Raw genomic sequence first — 15,276 nt, forward strand, 5'->3', positions numbered from 1 at the left:
GACATGCGTCGCTTCCGCTGGACCTCGGCCGACCACGTGCAGTTGCGCCTCCCCGCCGCCGAGCGCGCGGTGCTCACGTCGTTGCTCCCGCAGCTGCTGGCGGTCGTCAACGGCGAAGCCGAGGTCGAGCACCTGCGGGCGCGACTGTTCCCAGCGGCCTACGAGGACCCGGAGCGCGAGGACGAGTTCCGCCGGCTGGTCGGCGACGACCTGGTCGATCAGCGGCGAGAGGCGCTCGACGTCGTCGTGACCAGCCTCGACCAGGGCCGCAGCCGCGGACGCAATTGGGTCGTCGACCTCGATCTGGACCAGGTGCAGGCGTGGCTCGGGGTGCTGCACGACCTGCGGCTCGTGCTCGCCCAGGTGGTGGGCATCAGGACCGAGAGCGACTGGAGCACAGACCCCCGGACGGCCGAACCCGCAGAGATCGTGCTGTGGCACCTCGGAGCGCTGCAGGACGAGCTGATCGGGTTGCTGTCGGGCACCCTCGACGACTCTTGATCGCCCGGCACCGGAGCGCACGCCCGGCGTCGGTTCCGGTCATGTCGGCCTCGTGGCACCCACGCCCCTCAGCGCGCGCGGCGCATCCGGCCCCGGCCCTGACCGGAACCGTAAGCTGGGCACGTCATGGCTACCCGTCTCAGCGCCGACGCGCGGCGCGCCCAGCTCGAAGGCATCGCCGGTCGGATGTTCGCCGACGCCGGCTACCACGGCGTGTCGATGGAGCAGCTGGCCGATGCCGCCGGTGTCAGCAAGCCAGTGCTCTACCAGCACTTTCCGTCCAAGCGCGACCTCTACCTCGCCCTCGTCCGCGACGCGGTGAGCGAGATGGAGAGCCACGTCCGTGCCGCGCTGGAGGGCACGACCGACAACCGCGCACGGGTGGAGGGCGCCACGGCGGCGTACTTCGCGTTCGTGGACGATCCGCGCTTCCGACTGGTGTTCTCGGCCGAGCGCTCCGACGACGAGGTCCACGACGAGGTCAGTGCCGCACACCGGCGGGTCACCGAGACGGTCGCTGAGCTGATCTCAGCCGACGCCGGGCTCGACCGGGCGAGTGCCCTGTTCCTCGCGGCGGCGCTGCGCGGCCTCGCCGCGGACGGTGCCCGCTGGTGGTCGGAGCACTACGACGTCGACCGGGACGAGGCAGCCCGGCTCGCGGCGCAGCTCGCGTGGCGCGGACTCGGATCGTTCGGCCCGCGGCCCGAGGCCACCGACTGACGCCGCGCGGTGTGACCGCCGTCACGACGGGACCGCGCGCACCGCTCAGAACGCGTCGCTGGCCAGTTCGGTCGCGCCGTCGGCGATGGCGTCGACGATGCGCTCGGCCACCGCGTCAGGATCCAGCCCGTCGGGCAGCGACGGGGCGTCCCCGGCGACCGGGTGACCCGCCAGGCCGGTCTCGGTGTGCGGCGGACGGACGTCGATGACGCGCACCCGGGCGCGGCGCGCCTCTCGCGCCAGCGCGGCATCGAAGCTGGTCAACGCGGCCTTGCTCGCCGAGTACGCGGCCATGCCCGGCATCGCCCGCTCGGCGACGACGGCCGACACGTTCACGATCACGCCACCCTCGCGGAGGTGCGCGAGCGCCGCCTTCGCGAGGACCATCGGCATGAAGGTGTTGAGCAGGAACAACTCCTCGACCGTGTCGACCGACAGTTCGGCGACGGGACCGAACGCGACCACACCCGCGGCGTTGACGACCACGTCGAGCCCGCCCCCGGCAGCGACGGCGGCCTCGACCGCCCGGCCGACGTTGGACGGGAACCGCAGGTCGAGCGTCAGCTTCTCACCCGGAACGTCGAGCGCGTCGACCCGGTCGGCGGTGCGCCCCACGAGGGTCAGGCGCGCGCCCCGCTCGGCGAGCAGCCGGGCGATCCGCGAACCGAGGCCGCCGGTCGCGCCCACGATCAGCGCGGACGCGTCCTCGAGGTCGAGCTGCGCGATGGTCCGGCTCCTCGTCGACGTCGGTTTCTTGCGGACCGTCGCAGAGATGATCCGGCGAACCGCCGACACCCCACCATGCCACGTCGCCGTCAGACGCCGCGCAGCGCCAGCGGTTGCTACCCTGGCAACGTCGTGGGGCGACCCGCGACCGATCACCGGTCGCGCGCGCCCGAACCACCACGACGGTCCGCCCGGGCCCGGCGTGCATCACCGCCGCCTGGCGCCACCGCGTGACCCATCCTGTGCAGCCATCCGCGGTCGGCGCCATCGCCACCGAGAGGACATGTGACCTCGTGACCACTGACGTACGTACGTTCCAGGACCTCGGCGTCGACGACGCCGTCGTCCGGGCCCTGGCCGACGCCGACATCGTCTCGCCGTTCCCCATCCAGGAGCTCTCACTGCCGATGGCGCTGGCGGGCGCCGACCTGATCGGCCAGGCGCGCACCGGCACCGGCAAGACCCTGGCGTTCGGCATCCCACTCGTCCAGCGCCTCGACCCGCAGGCCGACCACACGCAGGCGCTCGTGGTCGTGCCCACGCGCGAGCTGTGCCTGCAGGTCCACGACGATCTGACGATGGCCGGCGCGACCCGCGGCGTCAAGGTCGTCGCCGCGTACGGCGGTCGTGCGATCGACCCGCAGTCCGAGGCGATCGCCGCGGGCGCCCCGATCGTGGTCGGCACGCCGGGGCGCCTGCTCGACCTGTGCCGGCGGCGGCTGCTGGACCTGTCACGCTGCACGGCGCTGGTGCTCGACGAGGCCGACGAGATGCTCGACATGGGTTTCCTGCCAGATGTCGAGCAGTTGATCGAGCGCTGCCCGACGCAACGGCAGACGCTGCTGTTCAGTGCCACGATGCCGTCGGAGGTCGTCAAGCTGGCACGACGCTACATGGACAAGCCGACGTTCATGCGGACCGAGGTCGAGCAGCAACAGCACGTGGCTCCGGAGACACGCCAGCACTTCTTCGCCTGCCACCGGCTCGACAAGCCGGCGGTCGTGGCCAGGATCCTCGCCGCACCGGGGCGGGGTCGGACGCTGATCTTCACCCGCACCAAGCGGATGGCCGACGTGCTTGCCTCGGAGCTGCGCGACCGTGGCATCGACGCCGGGGTCATCCACTCCGACCTCCGCCAAGAGGCGCGCGAGCGTGCGTTGGCGAAGTTCCGCAAGGGCCGCATCGACGTGCTGTGCGCGACGGAGGTCGCCGCGCGTGGCCTCGACATCGACGAGGTCACGCACGTCATCAACTACGACTGCCCCGACGACGAGCGGATGTACCTGCACCGCATCGGCCGCACCGGCCGGGCAGGTGCGGCCGGCATCGCCGTGACCCTGGCCGTCTGGAACGAGCTGGCACGGCTCGACATGATCAAGAAGGCGCTCGACATCGACCAGCCGACCCACGAGGTGCTGTCCACGACGCCGATGCTGGACGACCTGTTCGGCCCCGCCGAGGTGGCCGGGCGACAGCCCGCCGCCGAGCGGACCGGCCGTGACCGTCGGCGGCGCGACGACACCGGCTCGGGCGACGATGCGCCACGCGGATCGTCACGGGCCGGCCGGGGTGACGGTGGCCGGCGGGCCGACAAGGCATCGTCGGGCCCGGCGTCACGTCCCGAGCCACGGCCACGCACGCGACAGCGTCGGCAGCGACGCAGGACGCAGACGTCGTCGAGCGCCACGGCATCGACCACGGCGAAGCCGGAGACTGGTGCGGGCAAGCACCACCACGACGCCAAGGACCGCGTCGCCGTCACCGCCGGCGACGTGACCGGCGAGGAGACGACCGGTGACGGCAGTCAGCGCGGGCAGGCGACGGGCGCCGCGCCCACCCGTACCGCGAACACGCCCGACGACGTCATCACCGCGACCGCCGCGCCCACCCGTACCGCGAACACGCCCGACGACGTCATCGCCGCGACCGCCGCGCCCACCCGTACCGCGAACACGCCCGACGACGACGTCGCCGCGACGTCGGCGACGCCGACCGCCGAGGATTCGCCGAGCGACCAGCCCGCACGGGACGGCAGGAGCCCGCGCCGCTCACGTGGCCGCCGGCGCCGCTCCAGCCGCGGGCGGCGGCGCTCCGGGCGACCCGACGCCCGCCGTCCCGCGGAGGAGCGCGAGGAGGCACCGCAGATGGAGGGGCCGACGTCGCGAGCGGACCACACGCGCGGTGACGGGCGTCCCGCGCTCCACCGCCCGCTGCGGATCACGCACCTTCCGTAGCCCTCGATCGCTCCGGCGTCGCCCCGGCGCGCCACCGCGTGGCTGGCACGACCGGTCAGCGCCGGACGCCTTCCGCGGCGGCGCGCAGATCGTCGTCGACCGGGATGCCGGCGAGCTCGGCCGCGATCACGCGGTAGGCGGCTGCGCCGGGAACCCTGCCGGCGTACCGCAGGATCGACTGGCCGGCGTGCGGCGCCTCGGCGAAGCGCACGCTGGCGCGGACCGGGACACCGATCATCGGCAGGTCGTAGCGCGCGGGCAGGTCGGCGACGACCGCGGCCGCATGGCGCGTCCGGCTGTCGAACATCGTGGCGACGAACCCGACGACGCGCAGGCCGGGGTTCGTCAGCTGTTGGACGTCGGCGACGGTCTCGAGCAACTGCGCCACGCCGCGGTGTGCCAGCGTCTCGCACTGGACCGGCACGATCAGGCGGTCGGCCGCGGTGAGGCCGTTCAGCGTGAGCACACCGAGCGACGGCGGGCAGTCGATCAGCACCACGTCATAGGTCTCGCGGAGCGGATCGAGGGCGCGTCGCAGACGCAGCTCCCGTCCGGCGCGCCCGGCAAGCGTGATCTCCGCCCCCGCGAGATCGCCGTTGGCGACCGCGACATCGGTCTCGGCGTGCTGCCTGATCGCGCGTTCGAGCGGGGCGCCTCGACCGAGCACGTCCTGCATGGTCGGTGACAGCGCGGCCGCGTCGTACCCGAGGCTGAAGGTCAGCGCGGACTGCGGATCCAGGTCGACGGCGAGCACGGCGAACCCCAGCTCGCCGAGCGCGGCCGCCAGCGAGATGACGGTGGTCGTCTTCGCCACCCCACCCTTCTGGTTGGCCACCGCGTACACGATCGCCGTCATCGCTGCACCTGTCGTCCCGGAGCCGAGTGCCTCGTCAATCACATCATCGCCCATCGCCACGGTCCACCGGTGTTGCCGGTCCAGAACGGGCAGCGCTCGGCGCGCCCGTCACGCGCGTTGCAGGACCGGCAGGTCGTGGATGTCGAGCATCCGGTCGATCGTCCGTTGCCATCCGAACATGCACGCCAGGTGCGGGCGGCCCGCACCGGACGGCAGCGTCATGTCGCCGAGTGGCACTGTCACGATCCGCTGCGCGTCGATCCGGTCGAACTCGTCGCGCGCCCAGTGCGTGGTGCGGACGACGGTGTCGAACGCGGCGACCAGCCGCCGGTTCCAGTGGTCCGCGAGGCGGCGCGGCAGACGGCGTCCGGGCAACCGCGATGACAGCACCGCGTCCAGTCGTTCGTGCACCACCGCAACCGTCGGCACGCGTGGGTGGGGATGATCAGGTGCGGCCGGGAGCTCGACCTGCCGAACAGACCCGTCTCAGAGCGTGTTGTCCACTCCTCTCGCCGCGATGACCGAGGTCACCACAGCGGTCGGTAGGGGTCGCCGGCACCGGTCGCCGGAGCGAGAGGTGCCTGAGTCGACCCACGCTTGACGGTATGAGCCTCCGAGCGGTTGCCCGCAGGCTCGAGCCCGTCCGGCCGCACGCACGAGCCTAGTCGCACCGTCGGCGATCGACTACCGCAGGATCCAGCGGCCGCGAACCCGGCCGCACCGGCTCACCGCGGGGTCTGCAACCGCTGCGTGGTCGGCGCCTGCTCCTCGACCGGTAGACCCAACCGGTGGGCCGCGTCGACCGCGGCGGTGCGGTTGGGCACGCCGAGCCTGTCGTACACCTCTTGGCAGTGCGCCTTGACGGTGCGCTCGGTGACGCCCAACCGCTCCGCGATCTGCGGGTTCGTGAGCCCCTGCTTCAGGTACGCGAGCACCTCGCTCTGGCGGGGCGACAGAACCGGACGGTCGATCAGCGCGTCCTCTTCGCCGGCACGCTCCATCACCTCGGTGGACTCACCCTGGATCATCTGCGACGCGCGGTCCTCGAACCGCACGTCGACCGCTCCGAACCGGACGATGTCACCGTGCCGCAGCGCCAGGGGACCGACCACCGGTTCGCCGTTGACGAATGTGCCGTTGGTCGAGCCGAGGTCCTCGATGAGGATCGCTCCCGAGGATCGTCGGATCCGGGCGTGCGTCTGGCTCACGTGCGGGTCGCTGATGACGAGATGGCTGCTCGGTCGGCGGCCGACGAACAGTTCGTCATCATCGATCACGAGCGTCGCCGCGGGATTCACGCCATCGCCCGGCACGACGAGCATCGGCTGCGGTGTCAACCGCTTCGCTGGACCTGCCACATCTGCCTCTTCCGCCGGTACCACGCCGACATCATGCTGTCGTCGACGCGAACGATATCGTATCGTGCATTTCCGTGCTCGCCAGTGCGTGCAGCTGTTCGAGCGTATCCGCCGTGGTCGTACGATCCCCGATGCGCAGCTCCTTGCGGTCACCGTGGAAGTCGCTCGCGCCCGTGATCAGCAGATCACGCGCCTGCGTGAGGTCACGCCACCGAGCGGCGACGTCGGGCTCGTGCGCCGGGTGGTCCACCTCGACCCCGGCGAGCCCCGCAGCGACGAGCTCGTCGAGCAGCTCCGCCGTGACGGGACCGCCGCCGTTCTCGCTGACCCCGGGATGGGCCAGCACGACCGCACCTCCGGCGGCGCGCAACAGGCGCAGGCCCCTGACGGGGTCGACCGCGTACTTGGGGACGTAGGCCGGGCCGCCGTCGGCCAGGTAGTCGTCGAACGCGGTCTGGATGTCGGGCACACGGCCGGCCTCGACCATCGCGCTGGCGATGTGCGGTCGACCGATCGGCGCCGAGCCGGCGGACTCGCGCACACGCGCGACGTCGACACCCACGCCGAGCGCGTCGAGGCGCGCGCAGATGTCGTCGGCGCGGCGGGACCGCTCGTTTCGCAGGCGGTCGCACTCCTCGGCGAGGGCGCCATCGTTGGGATCAATCCAGTACCCCAGCAGGTGCACGCTGCGGCCATCCCGTTCGGTCGACAACTCGATGCCCGGCACGAACACCAGTCCGTGACGCGCGCACGCTTCACGCATCTGGCTCCAACCACTCACCGTGTCATGGTCGGTCAGCGCAAGGCCGGCGAGCCCTTTCTCCTTGGCCAATGAGACATTGTCCTGCGGCTCAGTGGTACCGTCCGAATGGACAGTATGCGTGTGCAGATCGAACATGGGCGGCATCGCAGGTCCTGGTCGAAGGGCATCGGTGTCGGCCAACGTAGCCCCCGCGCCGCCTCACCGCCCGTCCCCACCCGCCAGCCTCACCAGGGGCGGAACCGGTTCGCACACGTCGCACCGGCCAGCACACCGTCACCGCCAGGGCGCACGGGAGCGGGCGCCGGAGCTCTAGGCTGATCGCCGTGCCATCCGCGCCGCAACCCGAGGTCGCCGTCGGCGCCGTGTGCGTGCGCGACGGCCGGTTGCTGGTCGTGCGCCGCGGACGCGGGGTGGCCACCGGTCTGTGGTCGCTGCCCGGCGGTCGCGTGGAAGCGGGCGAGACGCTGACGGACGCCGTGCGCCGCGAGTTGCGGGAGGAGACGGGTCTGACGGTGGCCGTGGGCGCACTGTGTGGCATCGCGGAGCGGATCAGCGAGCAGACGCACTACGTGATCGTCGACTTCTGGGCCACGGCCGAGGGTGCGGCCGTCGCGGGTGACGACGCCGCGGACGTCGCCTGGGTGGACCGTGACGGGCTGTCCGCACTGGCGCTCGTCGACGGTCTGTGGGACTTCCTCGCCGACCACGGCGTGCTCTCGCGGTTGTGAGGCCGGTCCGGCCTCACCGGCCACGATCCCGTCCCGACGTCGCGGCCAGCAGCACGCCGCCGAGGACCAGCGGGGCGCCGACGCGGAACAGACCACCGGGGGCCTCGCCGAGCACGACTGCCGCCAGGATGGTCGCGCCGACCGGCTCGGCGATCACGACGACGGCCACCACCGTGGCCGACACCCGCCCCAGCACCAGGTTGAACACCGTGTGGCCGAGCAGCTGCGGCCCCACCACCAGGGCCGCGATGGCCAGCCACGTCGTGCGATCGAACGGCGTGGCGACGCCCAGCGGCGTACCGGTCGCCAGTGCCACCGCTGCGAGCACGGCGGCGGCCCAGCCGTACGTCCACAGCGCGTACACGCTGACCGGGAGCGTCCGGCGGACGTGCCGTCCGACCAACAGGTAGCCCGCGATTGCCAGCGCCGCCGCCAGCGCCAGCGCGTCGCCGGCCAGCGCGCGAGCGGACACCCCACCGAGGTCGTCGGCGACGATGATCACCGCGCCGACGACGGCCAGTGCGAGGCCGACCCACACGCGTGGCCGGGGCGGCTCGGCGAGCAGCCACGCGGATCCCACGCCGACCGCCACCGGCGACAGGGAGACGAGCACGGCGGACGCGGCCACGGTCGTCAGCTCCAATGAGAGGAACCACCACCAGAAGTGGACGGCCAGCAGGACGCCCGAGACCGCGAGCAGGAACCGCTGACGCCGGTCCGGCGTGGCGCCCGAGCGCAGTGCGGGTACGACCAGGGCCGCCGCGCCGGCCGCGGTGCGCCACCACGCCAACGACAGCGCCGGCGCGTCGGCGATCCGCACGAGCACGGCGGCCGACGAGACCGCCAGCACGGCCACCACCAGCATGCCAGCACGCGTCCGGGCGTCGTCCAACCACGGTTCGAGGGCGCCGACCCGCGCGGGCCCGTCGGCGCGCGCACCACGGCGCCGTCCTTTCACGTCCCGTCCGCCTCCAGTGCCGCCGGACCGCTGGTCGGGCCCACCACGGGGCCCAGCCCCTTCGGTGGAGCATGTTGCGCCCCGCCACGGCCCACGGGCCCGAGCCAATCCCTATTCCCTATACTGTCCGCCAGCGCTCGGCGGCGACCTGTCGCACGGGCACGGTGGCATCACGAGAGTTGAGGGATCCACACTGGCACGCGCCGATCTGCACCAGGCCTACGCCATCGACAGCGAGGTCCATCAGGCCGCCATGACCGACCGCGCGGTGCTCGATCCGATCGTCCGCGTCGCCGGCGGCGTCCCCGGCACGGCGAAGCCGTTCAAGGTGGTGCGCGAGTACCAGGGTCCGCAGGGCACCTACGTCGAACGCTTCACCTTGTCCGACGCGCACGGACGGGTGCTGGCGGCGCCGCTACCGGGCCGCATCACGCTGCGCGGTGAGGCGTTCGAGGACAGGTTCATCAGCGAACTGCGCAACGTCGTCGTCGACGACCTCGGTGAGCATCGGCTGACGTTCCACATAGGCGACGACGAGGTCGGCTCGGTCCCGGTCTTCATCGAGCCCGAGGGCGGCGGTAGCGCGCGGACGGCTGCTGAGGCCACGTTCGCGGCGGCGGTCAAGAAGAGCACGATCATCTGGGTGACCGTGCCCCCGCGCCCACGCGGTCGGCGCAGGCGGATGACCGACGAGCACACGCAGCCAGTGTGGTTCGTGGCCGAGGGCGACAAGGTGTACCTGCTGCACGGCCCGGGCGAGCAGCAGGTGCCCGGGCTCGGCGAGACGCCGACTGTCCGACTCAACGCCCGGGGCAAGGACACCCGCAGCCTGGTCGCGGACGTCGAGTGCGTGGTCGAGATCGTCGATCCCGACGACGAGCGCTGGGCGAAGATCGCGCAGAAGGCGAGCACACGCCGGCTGAACATGTCCGACGCCGGCGACGACACGATCGCGCGCTGGCGGGAGCAGTGCCAGATGCTCGAGCTGACGCCGCAGTTTGGCGCGGACGAGGTCGCGGCGGCTGCGGCGACGCTTCCGGCGGCTCAGTCCGACGGTGCCCAGCCGTCGGGCGCGGCGACGCCCGACCGCTCCGACGAGATCCACGTCGAGGCGCAGATCGATCAGGAGGTCATGGATCGCCTGCTGAGCGATGGCCTGCCGGAACGTGTTGCGCGTGCCAAGTCCAAGGCCCACTACGTCCGCAGCGAACGCGCACGGATCCGGGCCGAGCGCGAGGGCGCGAACGCCTGAGCCGCCCCGTCCCCGGCCCGCGACCGGCGACGACGGACCAGCAGCCACCCGCCGCCGACGCCGAGCACCAGCACGAGCAGGACCGACGCGAGCCCTGGCGGCGCGGCGAGCGTGTCGATGACCCGTTCGAGCGTCCACGGCCGCCGCGCGATCGCGTACAGCTCGCGGGTCTCGCCGGGAGCGATCACCCACGTGACGCGGCCGTCGCCGGTCACCTCGTCGGCGTTCGACTCGAGGACGTCGCCGGGCATCGTGGCGGTCACCCGCAGCTGCACGCTGTCGGCCAGCAGTGCGTCCGCGCGGGCGCGCGCCACGCCGAGGTCGGTGACCGCTGACGTGAGGACGAGACCCGCCCCGCCCCGCAGCTCGACCGTTGACGCGTCGACCACGAGCCGCCACGGCTGCAGTGGCCGTACCTCTGGAGCCGCCAGCGCGTCTGCGAGCTCGCGGCTCAGGCGTGTGAGCTCGTCCGGATCGGCGAACGTGGTGGTCAGCGTGATGCGACCCGGCGATGCGGCGCCCGGACGCCTGACGTCCCAGTCCGGGAGCTGCTCGACCGCGTCGGCCAGGGTGGCCAGCGGGTCGGCGCCGACGCGCGTCGCGGCCTCACGCAGCTCGCTGTCGGTGACCAGCGTCACCGACAGCGCTCCCCCGCCGTCGCCGTCCACACGCACCCCCACGCCTGCACGCAGCTGGCAGCCGGACACGAGCAGCGTGACCGGAAGCGCGATCAGCAGCATCCAGCAGGTGCGTGGGATCATCGAGCGGGAGCCTCGCCAGCCGAGAGTGCCCCTACGATGCCAGAAGGACGGGGCAGGGGGGCGCGTCGCGCCGCCACGCCCGGAACGGGGCGCATGCGGACCGCGCCGTCTAGACTGGCACCCGGCGTCCACCACCTGGTTCGCGGTGCGCCGAACCCGTCATCGATGCAGCCATGGGGAGCGCACCCACACGATGGTCACCACCGATCAGGTCACACAGGCGCTGGCAACAGTCGACGATCCGGAGATCGGACGCCCGATCACCGAGCTCGACATGGTGGCCGACGTGCGGATCGACGGATCGACCGTGACGGTCAGCATCCGTCTGACCGTCCCGGGCTGCCCGCTCAAGGACCGGATCAACGCCGACGTCACGGGGGCCGTCAAGGCGCTGGACGGGGTCGACGAGGTCGCGGTCGTGTTCGGCGCAATGACTGAGCAGCAGCGCGCGGCCGTGGCAGCCAAGGTGCGGGGCGGGGCTACCGACGACGCCGGACAGCCGGCGATCCCTTTCAACGACATCGACTCCAAGACGAAGGTGCTGGCGATCGCCAGCGGCAAAGGCGGAGTCGGCAAGTCCTCCATCACCGTCAACCTCGCGGTGGCACTCGCCCAGCAGGGTTACGACGTCGGCGTGCTCGACGCCGACATCTGGGGTTACTCGATCCCGCGGATGCTCGGCGTGTCGGGGCGGCCGGTCGCTTTCAACAACATGGTGATGCCGCTGCAGGGCAACGGCGTCAAGGTCATCTCGATCGGGTTCTTCCTCGACAGCGAGAAGCCGGTCATCTGGCGCGGTCCCATGCTGCACCGGGCGCTCCAGCAGTTCCTGGCCGACGTCCACTGGGGCGACCTGGACTTCCTGCTCTGTGACCTGCCGCCCGGTACCGGCGACATCGCCATCTCGCTGGCACAGATGCTGCCCAAGGCTGACATGCTCGTGGTCACCACGCCGCAGCCGGCCGCCCAGCGGGTGGCGCTGCGCGCCGGCCAGACGACCGCCCAGACCGGCATGCGGGTCGCCGGCGTCATCGAGAACATGGCGTCGTTCGTCGCACCCGACACCGGCACCGAGTACCACATCTTCGGTGAGGGTGGCGGTGCGCTGTTGGCGCAGGAGCTCGAGACCACCCTGCTCGGGTCGATCCCGATCGACCCGCGCCTGCGCGAGGGCTGCGACGACGGCGTGCCGTTGGTGATCGGCGATCCGGAGGCTCCGGCGGCGGCACGACTGCGTGAGATCGCCCACGGCCTGGGACGCCAGCGGTCGTCGCTCGTCGGGAAGCCGCTGCCGCTGGCGATCTGACAGGCCGGGCGCAGCGATGCGAGCGGTCGTCGTCATACCGACGTACAACGAGGCGGCGTCGCTGCGCCGCGTCGTCGAAACGGTCCGAGGGTCGGCCCGCGCCCACGTGCTCGTCGTCGACGACGATTCGCCCGACGGCACGGGAGAGCTCGCCGACTGGCTCGCAGAGCGTGACTACGGCGTCCACGTGCTCCACCGCCCGGCCAAGTCCGGCCTCGGCCCCGCGTACCGGACGGGCTTCGCATGGGCGTTGGCGTCGGGCTACGAGGCGATCGGCGAGATGGACGCTGACGGCTCTCACGACCCCGGCGACGTCGCGCGGCTGCTCGAGGCGCTGCACAACGCGGACCTGGTGATCGGCAGCCGCTACGTGCCGGGCGGCGCGGTGCACAACTGGCCCCGGCGGCGCGAGTTGCTGTCGCGCGCCGGCAACTTGTACGCGCGCACGTGGACCGGCCTGCCGGTGCAGGACGCGACGTCGGGGTTCCGCATGTTCCGCCGCCGCACCCTCGCCGCGCTCGACCTCGACGACGTGGAGTCGGACGGCTACAGCTTCCAGATCGAGCTCGCGCTGCGCACCTACGCCGCCGGCTTCCGCGTGGTGGAGATCCCCATCACGTTCGTCGAACGCGCCGACGGCGAATCCAAGATGAGCCGTGCGATCGTGGTCGAGGCGCTGTGGCGGGTGCCGACCTGGGCGACGCGCTCCAGGGGGCGGCCCGCCGCGGTCGACGGCGCCAGCGTGGCGGCCGGCAGCCGCCGCTAGGCGAGCGCCCCGTCCGTCGGGTGCCGCTGCGACCGCAGCGGTCAACGCATCGCCCGCCAGACCCGCGCGAGCAGCAGGCCCATGCCGGTGCCACCGAGCACGTCGCTCGGATAGTGGACGCCGACGTAGACGCGGCTGGCCGCCACGAACGTGGTCAGCGCACCCGCCACCACACGGACCAACCGGTCGCCGTCCGCGGCGATCACGCTCATCATCGCCGCGGTCACGGCCGCGTGACCGCTGGGGTACGACGATCCGGTCGGAGGCCGGATCAGCCGGGCCACCCCTTCGGCCTCGTACGGGCGCTCCCGCTTGACACGTGTCTTCGCGCCCTGCGCGACGAGCCATGCGACCGAACCGATGACCGTCACATCACGGGCGAGCCGTCGGTGGCCACCGAGGCCGAGCGCCGCAGCCGTGCCGAGCACGCCGTAGAGCGACCCGAGATCGGTCGCGGCGGCCACGACGCGGTCCGACGGTCGGCTGCGGCCACGACGCACGAGATCGCCGGCACGGACGTCCGCCCGGCGCAGCCGCGCGCTGGACAGCAGCAGCAGGGACCCGCCGACCATGGCGGATCCCATCACGGTCAACGACCGCCACAGCGGTCGTGTCGTCCCGCGCATCACACCCGGCGGGCCCGCCCCTCGGCGCCGTGACTCACGTCGCGTGCGGGTCGTAGCGTGGCGGCTCGTCGGCCTCGAAATCGTCCGTCGCACGCGACCGCCGGCTGCGGTCGTGGACCGATCGCGCGTCGATGCGGGATCGGGCGCGCAGGTCGTCACGCTCACGCCGCAGGTCGCTGCTGATCGACCGCAACTCGTCGAGCTCCACCTCGTCACGCAACGTGCTGAAGGTCGCGCTCGCCTCGTGTTTGATCTGCCCGACGACGCGGCCGACGGTGCGGGCGATCTGCGGCAGCCGCTCGGGCCCGAAGATCAGGAGCGCGAGCACGGCCAGCATCATCAGCTCCATGAACCCGACGTCCACGTCTGCTCCTCGTGTGCCGATGCTGTGGACAGTGTGCGTGCGACACCCGCGGCGACACCCACGACGCCGATGCTACTGCGGATCCGTCGTCGTGCGCTCGACCAGCACCACCTCGACGCGTCGGCGCTCGCGGCTGCGGACGTAGGCGATGGTCACGCGGTCACCGACGTCGCGGTCACGGATGGCGATCGACAGCTCCTCCATCGACGCGATCGCCCGGTCGTCGACGCCGACGATCACGTCGTCGGGCGCCAGGCCGGCGCGCGCGGCAGGCGTGCCCGGGGTCACCTCGTGGATCCACGCACCGGCGCCGACCCCGAGCCGCTCGGCGGCCTGTCCGCCGACGGGTCCACCGCTGACGCCGAGCAGTGGGTGACGGACACGTCCCGTGGCGATCAGCTCGTCGGCGACGTCGACGACCGTGTCGACCGGTATGGCGAACCCGACCCCTGCGTTGGCGGCCTGACCCGACGTCAGGATCGCACTGTTGACGCCCATCAGGTGCCCGGACCGGTCGACGAGCGCGCCGCCGGAGTTGCCCGGGTTGATCGGGGCGTCGGTCTGCAGTACCTCGGGCAGGTACACCCCGTCACCGCCGCCCTCGGGGCCCGCGTGGATGCCGCGGCCGAGCGCGCTGACGACGCCGACCGTCACCGTGGCGTCGAGACCGAACGGACTGCCGACGGCGATCGCGAGGTCGCCGACGCGCGGCTTGGGGGACCCGCCGAGCACGATCGGCGTCAGATCGTCACGGTCGACGCGGATCACCGCGAGGTCGTTGAGCGGATCGGTGCCCACGATCTCGGCGGCCATCGAACGGCCGTCGGCGAACACGACCTCGATGCCACCGGGCGCCTCGACCACGTGGTTGTTGGTCACGATCAGACCGTCCGAGCGGTACACGACGCCCGAACCGTTGCCGGCGCCCTCGAACCGGTCCGTCATCGCCTGGTTGATGCGCACGACGGACGGCAGCACGGCGGCCGCGACGCGCGCCACCGTGCCCTGCGCCATCTCGTCGGTGGGTGCCCGCTGCGCCGGCTCGTCGGACAGGCCCGCGACGACGGGTGTCGGCGCCGGTTCAGGCGCCAGCCTCCTGTCCGCGGCGATGGCCACGACGCCGCCGGCCAGACCGGCGATCACGACCGTCGACACCAGGCGCCGGCCCCCGCGGCTGCGGCGGCGGACGGTCGGCACACGCGGGAACACAGGCGGCCGGGCCGCGGCGACGCCGGACGTGGCGCCGGTGTCGGCGCCGTGGTCGGTCCGCGTCATCGTCTGGCTCCCGGGCCGGCACAGCCGCGTGCCGGCGGTCGTGGCTCCTGGATGGGTCGTCCATCCCAGCGTCGTGCGCCGG

17 protein-coding genes are annotated in these 15,276 nt (G+C 72.4%); 7 read left to right on the forward strand and 10 right to left on the reverse strand.

The annotated features are described in order from the left end of the window. Nucleotides 1-3 precede the first annotated feature (3 nt). The gene (locus tag VFZ70_12935) at nucleotides 4-501 is read left to right on the forward strand and encodes a DUF2017 family protein (protein ID HEX6256702.1); all 498 of its coding nucleotides are present in this window, start codon (nucleotides 4-6) and stop codon (nucleotides 499-501) included. A gap of 126 nt (nucleotides 502-627) precedes the next feature. After that, complete coding sequence (locus VFZ70_12940; GenBank protein ID HEX6256703.1) at nucleotides 628-1,221, forward strand: TetR/AcrR family transcriptional regulator; 594 nt, start codon at nucleotides 628-630, stop codon at nucleotides 1,219-1,221. A 45-nt stretch (nucleotides 1,222-1,266) separates the two neighbouring features. On the opposite strand, the gene VFZ70_12945 is transcribed toward VFZ70_12940, so the two are convergent. After that, on the reverse strand, nucleotides 1,267-2,016 hold the full coding sequence (locus tag VFZ70_12945) for an SDR family NAD(P)-dependent oxidoreductase (protein HEX6256704.1): 750 nt from the start codon (nucleotides 2,014-2,016) through the stop codon (nucleotides 1,267-1,269). 224 nt (nucleotides 2,017-2,240) lie between these two features. Between VFZ70_12945 and VFZ70_12950 the strand changes: the two genes are divergently transcribed. Then, entirely contained in the window at nucleotides 2,241-4,181 is a 1,941-nt protein-coding gene (locus tag VFZ70_12950; GenBank protein HEX6256705.1) for a DEAD/DEAH box helicase, read from the forward strand. Nucleotides 4,182-4,236: 55 nt separating this feature from the next. Here VFZ70_12950 and VFZ70_12955 read toward each other — a convergent pair whose 3' ends face one another. From VFZ70_12955 to VFZ70_12970, 4 genes are all read right to left on the reverse strand, one after another. Further along, nucleotides 4,237-5,037, reverse strand: a complete 801-nt coding sequence (locus VFZ70_12955) for an AAA family ATPase (protein ID HEX6256706.1) — start codon at nucleotides 5,035-5,037, stop codon at nucleotides 4,237-4,239. Nucleotides 5,038-5,145: 108 nt separating this feature from the next. Beyond that, nucleotides 5,146-5,448, reverse strand: a complete 303-nt coding sequence (locus tag VFZ70_12960; protein HEX6256707.1) for a hypothetical protein — start codon at nucleotides 5,446-5,448, stop codon at nucleotides 5,146-5,148. A gap of 314 nt (nucleotides 5,449-5,762) precedes the next feature. Then, nucleotides 5,763-6,395 carry an FHA domain-containing protein gene (locus VFZ70_12965; protein HEX6256708.1) on the reverse strand — a complete coding sequence of 211 codons (633 nt, stop codon included), beginning with the start codon at nucleotides 6,393-6,395 and terminating at the stop codon, nucleotides 5,763-5,765. Nucleotides 6,396-6,426: 31 nt separating this feature from the next. Beyond that, entirely contained in the window at nucleotides 6,427-7,302 is an 876-nt protein-coding gene (locus VFZ70_12970; protein HEX6256709.1) for a PHP domain-containing protein, read from the reverse strand. A gap of 179 nt (nucleotides 7,303-7,481) precedes the next feature. Between VFZ70_12970 and VFZ70_12975 the strand changes: the two genes are divergently transcribed. Next, nucleotides 7,482-7,886, forward strand: a complete 405-nt coding sequence (locus VFZ70_12975) for an NUDIX domain-containing protein (GenBank protein HEX6256710.1) — start codon at nucleotides 7,482-7,484, stop codon at nucleotides 7,884-7,886. A gap of 13 nt (nucleotides 7,887-7,899) precedes the next feature. Here VFZ70_12975 and VFZ70_12980 read toward each other — a convergent pair whose 3' ends face one another. Further along, nucleotides 7,900-8,751 carry a DMT family transporter gene (locus VFZ70_12980; GenBank protein HEX6256711.1) on the reverse strand — a complete coding sequence of 284 codons (852 nt, stop codon included), beginning with the start codon at nucleotides 8,749-8,751 and terminating at the stop codon, nucleotides 7,900-7,902. Between the two features lie 346 nt (nucleotides 8,752-9,097). Here VFZ70_12980 and VFZ70_12985 point away from each other — a divergent pair, with 346 nt between their 5' ends. Continuing rightward, complete coding sequence (locus VFZ70_12985; protein ID HEX6256712.1) at nucleotides 9,098-10,096, forward strand: hypothetical protein; 999 nt, start codon at nucleotides 9,098-9,100, stop codon at nucleotides 10,094-10,096. Here VFZ70_12985 and VFZ70_12990 read toward each other — a convergent pair. Then, entirely contained in the window at nucleotides 10,039-10,857 is an 819-nt protein-coding gene (locus tag VFZ70_12990; protein ID HEX6256713.1) for a hypothetical protein, read from the reverse strand. The genes VFZ70_12985 and VFZ70_12990 overlap by 58 nt on opposite strands. Nucleotides 10,858-11,050: 193 nt before the next feature. Here VFZ70_12990 and VFZ70_12995 point away from each other — a divergent pair, with 193 nt between their 5' ends. Both VFZ70_12995 and VFZ70_13000 read left to right on the forward strand, forming a co-directional pair. Then, on the forward strand, nucleotides 11,051-12,163 hold the full coding sequence (locus VFZ70_12995) for an Mrp/NBP35 family ATP-binding protein (protein HEX6256714.1): 1,113 nt from the start codon (nucleotides 11,051-11,053) through the stop codon (nucleotides 12,161-12,163). Nucleotides 12,164-12,179: 16 nt separating this feature from the next. Then, on the forward strand, nucleotides 12,180-12,929 hold the full coding sequence (locus VFZ70_13000; protein HEX6256715.1) for a polyprenol monophosphomannose synthase: 750 nt from the start codon (nucleotides 12,180-12,182) through the stop codon (nucleotides 12,927-12,929). A gap of 41 nt (nucleotides 12,930-12,970) precedes the next feature. On the opposite strand, the gene VFZ70_13005 is transcribed toward VFZ70_13000, so the two are convergent. From VFZ70_13005 to VFZ70_13015, 3 genes are all read right to left on the reverse strand, one after another. Further along, the gene (locus VFZ70_13005; GenBank protein ID HEX6256716.1) at nucleotides 12,971-13,501 is read right to left on the reverse strand and encodes a phosphatase PAP2 family protein; all 531 of its coding nucleotides are present in this window, start codon (nucleotides 13,499-13,501) and stop codon (nucleotides 12,971-12,973) included. Between the two features lie 88 nt (nucleotides 13,502-13,589). After that, nucleotides 13,590-13,919: a Sec-independent protein translocase protein TatB gene (tatB, locus tag VFZ70_13010; GenBank protein HEX6256717.1), complete on the reverse strand. Its 330-nt coding sequence runs from the start codon at nucleotides 13,917-13,919 to the stop codon at nucleotides 13,590-13,592. Nucleotides 13,920-13,991: 72 nt separating this feature from the next. Then, nucleotides 13,992-15,194: a trypsin-like peptidase domain-containing protein gene (locus tag VFZ70_13015; GenBank protein ID HEX6256718.1), complete on the reverse strand. Its 1,203-nt coding sequence runs from the start codon at nucleotides 15,192-15,194 to the stop codon at nucleotides 13,992-13,994. Nucleotides 15,195-15,276 lie beyond the last annotated feature (82 nt).

The sequence above is a fragment of the Euzebyales bacterium genome, from assembly GCA_036374135.1.
In the GTDB taxonomy this organism is placed as follows: domain Bacteria; phylum Actinomycetota; class Nitriliruptoria; order Euzebyales; family JAHELV01; genus JAHELV01.

Excerpts from the sequence above, each read along its gene's own strand:
- VFZ70_12935 (HEX6256702.1), top strand. The coding sequence starts at position 4 with ATGCGTCGCTTCCGCTGGACCTCGGCCGACCACGTGCAGTTGCGCCTC.
- VFZ70_12940 (HEX6256703.1), top strand. The coding sequence starts at position 628 with ATGGCTACCCGTCTCAGCGCCGACGCGCGGCGCGCCCAGCTCGAAGGC.
- VFZ70_12955 (HEX6256706.1), bottom strand. The coding sequence starts at position 5,037 with ATGACGGCGATCGTGTACGCGGTGGCCAACCAGAAGGGTGGGGTGGCG.
- VFZ70_12970 (HEX6256709.1), bottom strand. The coding sequence starts at position 7,302 with ATGCCGCCCATGTTCGATCTGCACACGCATACTGTCCATTCGGACGGT.
- VFZ70_12980 (HEX6256711.1), bottom strand. The coding sequence starts at position 8,751 with ATGCTGGTGGTGGCCGTGCTGGCGGTCTCGTCGGCCGCCGTGCTCGTG.
- VFZ70_12985 (HEX6256712.1), top strand. The coding sequence starts at position 9,098 with ATGACCGACCGCGCGGTGCTCGATCCGATCGTCCGCGTCGCCGGCGGC.
- VFZ70_12990 (HEX6256713.1), bottom strand. The coding sequence starts at position 10,857 with ATGATCCCACGCACCTGCTGGATGCTGCTGATCGCGCTTCCGGTCACG.
- VFZ70_12995 (HEX6256714.1), top strand. The coding sequence starts at position 11,051 with ATGGTCACCACCGATCAGGTCACACAGGCGCTGGCAACAGTCGACGAT.
- VFZ70_13000 (HEX6256715.1), top strand. The coding sequence starts at position 12,180 with ATGCGAGCGGTCGTCGTCATACCGACGTACAACGAGGCGGCGTCGCTG.
- VFZ70_13005 (HEX6256716.1), bottom strand. The coding sequence starts at position 13,501 with ATGGTCGGCGGGTCCCTGCTGCTGCTGTCCAGCGCGCGGCTGCGCCGG.
- VFZ70_13015 (HEX6256718.1), bottom strand. The coding sequence starts at position 15,194 with ATGACGCGGACCGACCACGGCGCCGACACCGGCGCCACGTCCGGCGTC.